This window comes from Saccharothrix longispora (assembly GCF_030852425.1).
In the GTDB taxonomy this organism is placed as follows: domain Bacteria; phylum Actinomycetota; class Actinomycetes; order Mycobacteriales; family Pseudonocardiaceae; genus Actinosynnema; species Actinosynnema longispora.
Genome location: NZ_NSDM01000021.1, coordinates 1 through 12,330, shown reverse-complemented (window position 1 = coordinate 12,330; position 12,330 = coordinate 1). Strand labels below are relative to the sequence as shown.

General features: G+C 78.0%; 2 protein-coding genes. Both read left to right on the top strand.

Features of this window, described 5'->3' with window-relative positions; translation table 11 throughout:
• Positions 1 to 10 precede the first annotated feature (10 nt).
• Complete coding sequence (locus CKY47_RS33390) at positions 11 to 10,543, top strand: SDR family NAD(P)-dependent oxidoreductase (protein WP_306750349.1); 10,533 nt, start codon at positions 11 to 13, stop codon at positions 10,541 to 10,543.
• 54 nt (positions 10,544 to 10,597) lie between these two features.
• Positions 10,598 to 12,330 (top strand): type I polyketide synthase (locus CKY47_RS33385; RefSeq protein WP_371320782.1); only part of this gene is annotated, 1,733 nt, incomplete at its 3' end.

The following is a 12,330-nucleotide window of genomic DNA, read 5'->3' as shown; positions in this document are numbered from 1 at the left end:
GCGGAGAACCATGCCCCACTCCACCGACCAGGTCATCGAGGCGTTCCGGGCGTCGATGAAGGAGAACGAGCGGCTGCGCAGGCTCAACCGGCAGCTCGCCGCCGGCCGCGCCGAGCCGGTCGCCGTCGTGGCCATGAGCTGCCGGTTCCCCGGCGGCGTCACCTCGCCCGAGCAGCTGTGGGACCTGGTGGACGCCGGGGTCGACGCGGTGGGTCCGCTGCCCGACGACCGGGGCTGGGACCCGGCGGACCTGGCCGTGGGACCGACCCGCGAGGGCGGGTTCGTGTCCGGGGTCGCCGACTTCGACCCGGCCTTCTTCGGGCTCACCCCGCGCGAGGCGCTGGCGATGGACCCCCAGCAGCGGCTGCTGCTGGAGACGTCGTGGGAGGCGTTCGAGCGGGCCGGGCTGGACGCCGCCGCCCTGCACGGCAGCCGCACCGGCGTGTTCGTCGGCACGAACGGCCAGGAGTACCTGGACCTGCTGTCGGCGGCCGGCGAGGACGGCAGCCCGCACGCGGGCACCGGCAACGCGGCGAGCGTCGTGTCCGGCCGGCTGTCCTACACGTTCGGGCTGGAGGGCCCGTCGGTCACCGTGGACACGGCGTGCTCGTCGTCGCTGGTCGCGATCCACCTGGCCGCGCAGGCGGTGCGGGCGGGGGAGTGCTCGCTGGCGCTCGCAGGCGGCGTCACGATCATGGTCAAGCCCACCGCGTTCGTGCTCTACGGCCGGCAGGGCGCGGTCGCGCCGGACGGCCGGTGCAAGGCGTTCGCCGAGGGCGCGGACGGCGTCGGGTGGGCCGAGGGCGTCGGCCTGGTGCTGCTGGAGAAGCTGTCCGACGCGCGCCGCAACGGGCACCCGGTGCTCGCGGTGCTGCGCGGGTCGGCGGTGAACTCCGACGGCGCGTCCAACGGGCTGACCGCGCCGAGCGGCCCGGCGCAGCGGCGGGTGATCCGCCAGGCGCTCACGGCGTCCGGGCTGTCCGCGGCCGACGTGGACCTGGTGGAGGCGCACGGCACCGGCACGGCCCTGGGCGACCCGATCGAGGCCGGCGCGCTGCTCGCGACCTACGGCCGGGACCGCGCACGACCGCTGCTGCTGGGGTCGGTGAAGTCGAACATCGGGCACGCGCAGGCCGCGTCCGGCGTGGCGGGGCTCATCAAGGTCGTGATGGCGATGCGGCACGGCACGGTGCCCGCGACCCTGCACGCCGCGAACCCGTCGCGGCGCGTGGACTGGTCCACCGGCGCGGTCGAGCTGCCGACCACCGCCCGGCCGTGGCCGGAGACCGGTGCCCCGCGCCGCGCGGCCGTGTCGTCGTTCGGGGTCAGCGGCACCAACGCGCACGTGGTCGTGGAGGCCGCGCCCGCCGAGGGGCCGGCCGCCGAGGGGGTGGGGGCCGAGGGGGTGGGGGCCGAGGGGGTGGGGGCCGCGCCCCCCGGGCCGGTGCCGTGGGTGCTGTCGGCGCGGTCCCGGGAGGCGCTGCGGGCGCAGGCCGCGCGGCTGCGCGACCACCTCGCCGCCGGCGGCGACCGGCCGTCCGACGTGGCCTTCTCGCTGACCGCCACCAGGACCGCCCTGCCGCACCGCGCCGTCCTGCTCGACCCGGCGGACCTGGGCGCGCTGGCCGGCGGCCGCCCCTCGGCGACGACCGCCGAGGGCGTCGCCGACCCCGACGCGGCCCGGCCGGTGTTCGTGTTCCCGGGCCAGGGCGCGCAGTGGGCGGGCATGGGGGCGCGGCTGCTCGACGAGTCGCCGGTGTTCGCCGCGCGGATCGGGGAGTGCGCCGACGCGCTCGCCCCGCACGTGGACTTCTCGCTGGTGGACGTGCTGCGCGACGGCCTCGCCCTGGACCGCGTGGACGTCGTCCAGCCCGTGTCGTGGGCGGTGGCGGTCGCGCTGGCGGCGCTGTGGGAGGCGCACGGGGTCCGCCCGGCCGCCGTCGTCGGCCACTCGCAGGGCGAGGTCGCGGCGGCGTGCGTGGCCGGCGGGCTGTCCCTGGGGGACGGTGCCCGGGTCGTCGCGCTGCGGGCGCGGGCGATCGGGCGGGCGCTGTCCGGGCGCGGCGGGATGCTGTCGGTGGCGCTGCCCGAGGCCGAGGTGGCCCCCCGGCTGCCGTCGGGGCTGTCGATCGCCGCCGTGAACGGGCCCGCCGCCGTCGTGGTGTCCGGGGAGCCGGCCGCGCTGGACGGGCTGGCCGCGTCGCTGGCCGCCGAGGGCGCGCGGGTGCGGCGCGTCGCGGTGGACTACGCCTCGCACTCGGCGCACGTGGACGCCGTGCGCGACGACCTGCTCGCCGCGCTGGCGCCCGTGCGGCCGGTGACCGGGACCGTGCCGTTCTTCTCCACCCGCACCGGGGACTGGTTCGACACCGCCGGCCTCGACGCCGGGTACTGGTTCGGGAACCTGCGCGAGACCGTGCGGTTCGAGCAGGCCGTGCGCGGACTGGTGGCGATGGGGCACCGCGCGTTCGTCGAGGTCGGGCCGCACCCGGTGCTCACCGCCGCCGTGCAGGGGACCGCCGAGGCCGCGGGCGCGCCCGTCGCCGCCGTGGGCACGCTGCGGCGCGACGACGGCGGGTACGACCGGTTCGCGCTGTCGCTGGGCGAGGCGTTCTGCGCCGGTGCCGCCGCGGACTGGTCGGGGTTCTTCCCCGGCGCGCGCCGGGTCGACCTGCCGACCTACCCGTTCCAGCGCACCAGGCTGTGGCCCGACCTGCCCGTGCCCGCGGTGAGCGGCCGGTACCGGACCGGGTGGACGCCGATCGGCCCCGGTCGCCCGCTCGACGGCACGTGGCTGGTCGCGGTGGCCGACGAGGCGTCGTGGTCCCCGGACGGCCCGGCGGCCCGTGTCGTGGTGTCCGCCGATGCCGGGGTCACCGCGGCCCGGATCACCGAGGCGCTCGGTGGTGTCGAGCCGTCCGGGGTGCTGGCGCTGACCGCCACGGACGACGGGGTCACCGGTGTCGCGCTGACGACGGCGCTGCTGCGCGCCCTGGGTTCCCTCGGTCTCCCCGCCCCGCTGTGGTGCGTGACGCGGGGCGCGGTGTCGACGGGTGACGACGACCCGGTGACCAACCCGGGCCACGCGGCGCTGTGGGGCCTGGGGCGGGTGGCCGCGCTGGAGCACCCGGAGCGCTGGGGCGGGCTGGTCGACCTGGCGGGCGACGAACTGCTCCTGCCCGACGCGCCCGAGGACCAGGTGGCGGTGCGCCCCGGCGGTCTGCTCGGCCGACGCCTCCTGCCGGTCTCCGGGAGCTCCGCCGCCCCCGGGCTGAGCGGCACGGTCCTGGTGACCGGCGGCACCGGCTCGGTCGGCTCGCGCGTCGTCCGCTGGGTGCTGGAGCACGGCGCGGAGCACGTGGTCGTCGTCGCGCGGAACGCGCACGAGGCCTCGGACGACGTGACGCCCGTCGCGTGCCCGGTCACCGACCGGGAGGCGCTGGCCGCCGCGATCGCCGCGATCCCCGCCGACCGGCCGCTGACCGCCGTGGTGCACGCCGCGCGCGTCGTGGCCGACGGCACGCTGGCCACGCTGGACGACACGCGCCTGCTCGACCCGGTCCGCACGGCCCTGGCCGGTGTCCCGGTGCTGGACGAGCTGGCCGGAGACGTCCCGCTGGTGGTGTTCGCCGGCCTGGCGGGCGCGGTCGGCGGTCCGGGTCAGGCCGCGGCCGCGGCGGCGGACGCGGCGGCGGAGGCCGTCGTGCTGCGCCGCCGCGCCGCCGGGCGACCCGGGACGGTCGTCGCCTGGGCCGAGTGGGCCACCGGGCGCGGCGCGGAACTCGCGGGGACACTGGCCTCGCGCGGACTGCCCGCGTTGACGCCGGAACGGGCCCTCGACGCGTTCGGCTCGGCCCTCGGTTCGGCGTTCGACGGCGGGCCCGCGCAGCTCGTCGTGGCCGACTTCGGCTGGGAGCGGTTCGCGTCGTGGTTCGCCGCCGAGCGGCCCAGCCCGCTGTTCGCCGAGCTGGAGGGGTTCCGGAGGGGCCGTGCCGACACCACCGCCGATGACGCCGCGGAACCGGCCACCGGGCTGACGGGCCTGCCCAGGGCACAGGCCGTGCGGCGCCTGCTCGACCTGGTGCGCGACACCGCTGCCGCCGTGCTCGGCCACTCGTCCGCCGCCGAGGTGCCCGCGCGGCGCGCGTTCGGCGAACTCGGCTTCGACTCGTTGACCGCCGTCGAGCTGCGCAACCGGCTGCGGGCCGCCACGGGCGCGCCGGTCCCCGCGACCGCCGTGTTCGACCACCCCACGCCCGAGGCGCTGGCCGCGCACCTCGCGGAACTCCTCCTCGGGCCGGCCGCCGTCGACGCCGCCCTCCCGGCCGCGAGCGGTTCCGCGACGAGCGACCCGATCGTGATCGTCGGCATGGCGTGCCGCTTCCCGGGCGGCGTCGCGGACGCGGACGGCCTGTGGCGGCTGGTGGCCGAGGGGCGCGACGTCGTGGGGCCGTTCCCCGCCGACCGGGGCTGGGACCTCGCCGGCCTGGGCACCACCAGCGCCACCGCCGAGGGCGGCTTCCTGGACGACGTCGCGGGTTTCGACGCGGGCTTCTTCGGCATCTCGCCGCGCGAGGCGTTGTCGATGGACCCGCAGCAGCGGCTGCTGCTGGAGACCTCGTGGGAGGCGCTGGAGCACGCGGGCATCGACCCGGTCGGGCTGCGCGGCTCGTCCACGGGCGTCTTCGTCGGCGCGGTGGGCACCGACTACCGGCCGCCCGCCGACGTCCAGGGCCACCACCTCGCGGGCACGGTCGCGAGCGTGCTGTCCGGTCGCGTGTCGTACGCGTTCGGGCTGGAGGGCCCGGCGATGACGATCGACACGGCCTGTTCGTCGTCGCTGGTGGCGCTGCACCTGGCGGCGCGGTCGCTGCGGGCGGGCGAGTCGTCGCTGGCGCTCGCGGGCGGTGTGATGGTCATGTCCACGCCCGCCGCGTTCACCGGGTTCACCGCGCAGGGCGGCATGGCAGCCGGCGGGCGGTGCCGGTCGTTCGCCGAGTCGGCGGAGGGCACCGGCTGGTCGGAGGGCGTCGGCGTCCTCGTGCTGGAGCGCCTGTCGGACGCCCGCCGCAACGGCCACACCGCGCTCGCCGTGGTCCGGGGGAGCGCCGTCAACTCCGACGGCGCGTCGAACGGCCTGACCGCGCCGAACGGGCCGGCGCAGCAGCGGGTGATCCGTGCGGCGCTGGCCGACGCGGGCCTGGCGCCGTCCGATGTGGACGTGGTGGAGGCGCACGGCACCGGCACCACCCTGGGAGACCCCATCGAGGCGCAGGCCGTCCTCGCGACCTACGGCCAGGACCGCGAGCGGCCCCTGCTGCTCGGCTCCGTCAAGTCGAACATGGCGCACGCCCAGGCCGCCGCTGGCGTCGCCGGGATCATCAAGGTCGTCCAGGCCATCCGGCACGGCCTGGTGCCCGGCACGCTGCACGTCGACCGCCCGTCCCCCCACGTCGACTGGCAGTCCGGCGCGGTGCGGCTGGTCACCGAGGCCACCGCGTGGCCGGAGACCGGCAGGCCGCGCCGCGCCGGCGTGTCGTCGTTCGGGGCGAGCGGCACCAACGCGCACGTCGTCGTGGAGCAGGCCCCGCCCGCCGAGGCGCGCCCGACCACCACGGCGGCCACGGCGACCGCGGCGGGCACGGTGCCGGTGCTGCTGTCGGCCGCCACCCCCGAAGGCCTGCGCGCGCAGGCCGAGCGGTGGCTGGACCTGGACGCCCGCGCCCTGGGCGACCTGGCCTTCTCGGCCGCGACGACCCGCGCGCACCTGGAGCACCGCGCCGCCGTCGTGTGCGCGGACCCGGCGGGGCTGCGGCACGGCCTGGCCGTGCTCGCCGCCGGCGACACCGCGCCGGACGTGCTGGTGGGCCGGGCCGACCGCGCGCCGACGACCGCGTTCGTGTTCGCCGGGCAGGGCGCGCAGCGGGTCGGCATGGGGGCGGAGCTGGCGCGGTTCCCCGTGTTCACCGCCGCGTTCGAGGAGGTGTGCGCACGCCTCGACGTGGACGTGCGGTCGGGCGACCCGGACGACACCGGCGTCGCTCAGCCCGCGCTGTTCGCGTTCGAGGTGGCGCTGTTCCGGCTGGTCGAGTCGTGGGGCCTGCGCCCGGACGTGCTGGTCGGGCACTCGGTGGGCGAGATCGCCGCCGCGCACGTCGCGGGCGTGCTGTCGCTGGACGACGCGTGCCGCCTGGTGTCGGCGCGGGCCCGCCTGATGGCCGCCCTGCCCGCGGGCGGCGCGATGCTGTCGGTGCGCGCCCCCGAGGACGTCGTCGTGCCGCTGCTGCCGGACGGCGTGGCCGTCGCCGCGGTCAACGCGCCGGACGCCGTGGTCGTCGCGGGCCCGGCGGACGCGGTGGCCGAGGCGGGTCGCCGGCTGGCGGGGTTCCGCACCCGGCCGCTGCGGGTCAGCCACGCGTTCCACTCGCCCCTCGTCGAGCCCGTGCTGGACGACCTGCGCGCCGCGCTCGACGGCATCGCGTTCGCGCCGCCCGCCGTCCCGCTGGTCTCCACGGTGACCGGCAAGCCCTCCGATATGTCCACAGTGGACTACTGGGTGCGGCAGGTGCGCGAACCGGTGCGCTTCGCCGACGCGGTCGCCGCGCTGGACGCGGACACCGTCGTCGAGATCGGCCCGGACGGCTCGCTGTCCGCCGCCGTGCGGGACACCGCCGGCCCGGACGTGCTGGTCGTGCCCCTGGCCCGCCGCGACGGCGCGGAGGACACCGCCCTGCTCGCGGGCCTGGCCCGCCTGCACACCCGGGGCGTCCCGGTGGACTGGGCGGCGGTCGTCCCCGGCAACCGGGTCGCGCTGCCGACCTACGCCTTCCACCACGAGCGGTACTGGCCGGCGCGGTTCGCCGCCGACGAGGTGGGCACGGTCGGCCTCGACGCCACCGGGCACGCGCTGGTGGGCGCGGCGACCCCGCTGCCCGACTCGGACGGCGTGCTGCTCACCGGCAGGCTGTCCCGGCACACCCACCCGTGGCTGGCCGACCACCGCGTCGGCGACACGGTCCTGTTCCCCGGCACCGGTTTCCTCGACCTGGCGTTCCGCGCCGGCGACGAGGTCGGCTGCCCGAGCGTGGCCGAGCTGACCCTCGAACAGCCGCTCCTGCTGCCCGAGGACGGCGCGGTGCGCGTGCAGGTCGTCGTCGGCCCACCCGACGGGGCGGGGACGCGGACGCTGGCCGTGTTCGGCCGACCGGACGGCGACGACGCGCCGTGGACCCGGTACGCGGGCGGCCTGCTGTCCCCGCGGGCCGTGGAGGGCGTGGCGCTGGACGGGGCGTGGCCGCCCGCCGGGGCCGAACCGATGGACCTGGACGGCTTCTACGAGCACCACGCCGAGCGCCACTTCCACTACGGCCCGGTGTTCCGCGGCCTGACCGCGGTGTGGCGGCGCGGCGAGGACGTGTTCGCGGACGTCGTGCTGCCCGGCCACGAGCAGGGCGCGGCGGAGGGCTTCGGCCTGCACCCGGCGCTGCTCGACGCGGCCCTGCACGCCATCTCGTTCGCGCACCCCGACACCGACCCGAAGCAGTTGCCGTTCTCCTGGACCGGGGTCGCCCTGCACGCCACGGGCGCGGGCCGGCTGCGGGTGCGGCTCGCGTCGTCCGGACCCGACTCGGTGACCCTGACCGTCGCCGACACCGCCGGCGCCCCGGTCGCGACGATCGGCGCGCTGGTGCTGCGCCCGGCCGACACCGGGTCGCCGCGCGGCCGGGCCGACGGCCTGCACTCGCTGATCTGGACGCCCGTCGACACCGCCGGGGGCGTCGGGGCGGTGGAGCCGGTGGTGCTGGGCCCGCCGGTGCCGGGTCCGGACACCCCGGGCCGGCGCGTCGCCGACGCCGCGGCCCTGGCGGCGGAACTCGCCGCGGACGCACCCGCACCCGCCTTCGCGGTGCTGCCGGTGCCCGCCGAGGAGGGCGCCACCGCGTCCGTGCTGGAGGTCCTGCGCGACTGGGCGGCCCGCGACGACCTGGCCGCCGTCCCGCTGCTGGTGCTCACCCGCGACGCGGTCGCGGCGAGCCCGTCCGACGCGCTGACCGGGCTGCCGGCCTCCCCGGTGTGGGGGCTGGTGCGCTCGGCGCAGTGGGAGGAACCCGGCCGGTTCCTGCTCCTCGACCACGACGGCACGGCGGACGCCGCGTTGCTGGCCGCCGCCGTCGCCTCCGGTGAGCCGCAGGCCGCCGTGCGCCGGGGCGCGCTGCTCGCGCCGCGCGTGGTGCGGCCCGCGCCCGGTGACGTGGTGGCCCTGCCGTCCGCGTTCGGCCTCGGCGAGGGCTGGCGGCTCGACGCGACCGGCAGCGGCGCGGTCGACGGGATCGCGGCCGTGCCGGTGCACGTGCCGGCCCCCGGCCCCGGCGAGGTGCTGATCGGGATGCGCGCGGCGGGCGTGAACTTCCGCGACGTGCTGTCGGTGCTCGGCCTCGCGGCGGGCGCCGAACCCGGCCCGCTCGGCGTCGAGGGCGCGGGCGTGGTGCTGGAGGTCGGGCCGGGCGTCACGGACCTCGCGCCCGGCGACCGGGTGATGGGTGTGCTGTCCGGCGCGTACGGCCCGCGCGCGCTGGCCGACCGCCGCACCGTGACCAGGGTGCCGGACGGCTGGTCGTGGACCGACGCGGCGACCGTGCCGATGGCCTACCTGACCGCGTACTACGCGCTGGTGGACCTGGTCGGGCTCAAGCCCGGCGAGTCGGTGCTGGTGCACGCGGGCGCGGGCGGCGTCGGCATGGCCGCCATCCGCCTCGCCCGGCACCTCGGGGCCGAGGTCTACGCCACGGCGAGCCCCGGCAAGTGGGCCGCCCTGCGCGAACTGGGCCTGCCGGACGAGCGGATCGCGTCGTCGCGGACGCTCGACTTCGCGGACGCGTTCCGGGCCGCCACGGGCGGGCGCGGCGTCGACGTGGTGCTCAACTCGCTGGCGGGCGCGTTCACCGACGCCTCGCTGGAGCTGCTCGCCCCCGGCGGCAGGTTCGCCGAGATGGGCAAGTCCGACGTCCGCGACCCCGCCGACCACCCCGGCATCACCTACACGGCGTTCGACACGGTCGAGGCCGGTCCGGACCGGCTCGGGCGGATGTTCGCCGAACTCCTCGACCTCGGCGCGGTCCGGCCGCTGCCCGCGACCACGTGGGACGTCCGGCGCGCGCCCGAGGCGTTCCGGCACATCAGCCAGGCGAAGCACACCGGCAAGGTGGTGCTCACCCTGCCCGCGCCGTGGCGGGCCGACGGCACCGTGCTCATCACCGGCGGCACCGGCGCGCTCGGGTCGAGGCTGGCCCGGCACCTGGTCGCCGAGCACGGCGCCACGCGGCTGCTGCTGCTCGGCCGGCGCGGACCGGACACCCCCGGCGCGGCCGAGCTGCGCGCGGAACTGGGTGACGCGGGCGCGCGGGTGGACGTGGTCGCGTGCGACGCCGCCGACCCGGACGCGGTGGCCGCCGTGCTCGCCGCCGTGCCCGCCGAGCACCCGCTGACCGCCGTGGTGCACGCGGCGGGCGTCCTCGACGACGGCGTGCTGTCCGCGCTCACCCCGGAACGGCTCGCGACCGTGCTGCGGGCCAAGGCGGACGCGGCGCTCGTGCTCGACCGGCTCACCCGGGACGCCGACCTCGCCGCGTTCACCACCTACTCGTCCGTCGTCGGCACGGTCGGCGGTCCGGGGCAGGGCAGCTACGCCGCCGCCAACGCGTTCCTCGACGCCCTCGCCCAGCACCGCCGGGCGCGCGGCCTGCCGGGCCAGTCGCTGCGGTGGGGCCCGTGGACGGCCGAGGCGGGGATGACCGCGGCCCTCGGCGGCGCGTCGGGACGTTCCGGCACCCGGCCGCTGTCCTGGGCCGACGGGCACGCCCTGTTCGACGCCGCGCTGGCCGCCGCCGACCCGTCCCCGTTGCCCGTGCGGTTCGACCAGGCCGGGCTGCGCGCCAACACCGACCTGCCGCCGCTGCTGAGCGGCCTCGTCACCGGGGCGGCCCGCCGGTCCGCCGCGACCGAGGCGGCGGACGCGGGGTCCTTCGTGGACCGGCTGGCCGGGTTGACCGCGGGCGAGCGCAGGCGCGCCCTGGTCCGGTTCGTGCGCGAGCAGGTGGCCGCCGTGCTCGGGCACCGGTCCCCGGACGCCGTCGAGGCCGACCGCGGCTTCACCGACCTCGGGTTCGACTCGCTGACCGTGGTGGAGCTGCGCAACCGCGTCAACGGCGCGACCGGGCTGCGGCTGGCCGCGACCACCGTGTTCGACCACCCGACCCCGACGGCCCTGGCCGCGCACCTGCTGTCGCTGCTGGAACCCGGGTTCGAGTCCGTGCCGGACGCGCACCTGGCCGACCTCGCCGCGCTGGAGGCCGCCGTGTCCGGCGGCCTGCCCGAGGCGGCGCGGGACGAGGTGGCCGGCCGGCTGCGCGCCCTGCTCGACCTGCTCGGCGGCGGTGGGGACGTGCCGGTCCCCGCCGGCGGGGCGGGGTTCGTCGACGTGATCGACGACGCCAGCGACGACGAGATCTTCGAGTTCATCGACCGCGAGCTGCGCGGTACGTGACGCCCGACCGCGAGAGGGACCCCGATGGCCAGCGAGAACCAGCTCCGTGACTACCTGAAGCGGGTCACCGCCGACCTGCACCGCACCAGGACCAGGCTCGACGAGGTGCGGGCCCGGGCCGTGGAGCCGGTGGCCGTCGTCGGTGTCGGCTGCCGCTTCCCGGGCGCGGCCGGGCCCGCCGCGTTCTGGGACCTGGTGGCGTCCGGCGCGGACGCCACCACGACGGTCCCCGCCGACCGGGGCTGGCCCGCCGCGCACCGGCGGTGGCGCGGCGGGTTCCTCGACGGCGTGGACCTGTTCGACGCGGACTTCTTCGGCATCCCGCCGCGCGAGGCCGTGACCATGGACCCGCAGCAGCGGCTGCTGCTGGAGACGACCTGGGAGGCGGTCGAGCACGCCGGCATCGACCCGTCGTCGCTGCGCGGCTCGCGGACCGGCGTGTTCGTCGGCACCAGCGGCCAGTCCTACCCGGAGCTGCTGCGCGGGTCGGCGCAGCGCGACGAGGGGCACGTCAGCACCGGCAACACGGCGAGCGTGCTGTCCGGGCGGATCTCCTACGTGCTGGGCCTGCACGGGCCCACCGTCACCGTGGACACCGCGTGCTCGTCGTCGCTGGTGGCCCTGCACCTCGCCGTGCGGGCGCTGCGCGGCGGCGAGTGCGACCTGGCGCTGGCGGGCGGCGTCGCGGTGGTCGCCGCGCCCGAGGTGTTCGGCGAGTTCGACCGGCAGGGCGGGATCGCGGGCGACGGGCGGTGCAAGGCGTTCTCCGCCGACGCCGACGGCACCAGCTGGGCCGAGGGCGTCGGTGTGCTGGTGCTGGCCCGGTTGTCGGTGGCGCGGTCGCTCGGCCACCCGGTGCTGGCGGTCGTGCGGGGGACGGCGGTCAACTCGGACGGCGCGACCAGCGGGTTGACCGTGCCCAACGGGCCGGCGCAGCAGCGGGTGATCCGGGCGGCGCTGGACGACGCCGGTCTCGCGCCGTCCGACGTGGACTTGGTGGAGGCGCACGGCACCGGCACGTCGCTGGGCGACCCGATCGAGGCGCAGGCGTTGCTCGCGACCTACGGCCAGGGGCGCGCGACGCCCGTGTGGCTGGGCTCGGTGAAGTCCAACATCGGCCACGCCCAGGCGGCGGCCGGCGTGGCGGGCGTGATCAAGGTCGTGCAGGCGCTGAGGCACGAGCTGCTGCCGCGCACCCTGCACGTCGACGAGCCCACCCCGCACGTCGACTGGTCGGCCGGCGCGGTGTCGCTGCTGCGCACCGGCCGCGAGTGGCCGCGCGGCGACCGGCCGAGGCGGGGGGCGGTGTCGTCGTTCGGGTTCAGCGGCACCAACGCGCACGTGGTCCTGGAGGAGGCACCGGTCGCCGAGGAGCCCGCCGAGGCCGCTCCCGGAGCGGACCCGGAGCTGCCTCTCGTGCTGTCGGGCCGCACCCCGGCGGCGCTGCGGGCGCAGGCGGCGGCGCTGGCCGACTTCCTGGACTCGGCCGACGGCGTGCGGGACGCGGACGTCGCGCGGGCGCTGACGACCGGCCGCGCGGCGTTCGAGCACCGGCTGGCACTGGTGGGCCCCGACGCGGCGGCGCGCCGCGCGGCGCTGACCGGCTGGCTGGCCGAGGGCGCGGCCCCCGGTGCGATCGGCGGGACCGCCGCCGATCCCGGTGTGGTGTTCCTGTTCTCGGGGCAGGGTGCGCAGCGGCCGGGCATGGGTGTGGGGTTGGCGTCCCGTTTCCCGGTGTTCGCGGAGGCCCTGGACGAGGTGGCGGCGGTGGTGGACCCGTTGTGGGG

What these genes read in the sequence shown, in the direction of transcription:
- CKY47_RS33390 (WP_306750349.1), top strand. Translation starts at nt 11, where the DNA reads ATGCCCCACTCCACCGACCAGGTCATCGAGGCGTTCCGGGCGTCGATG.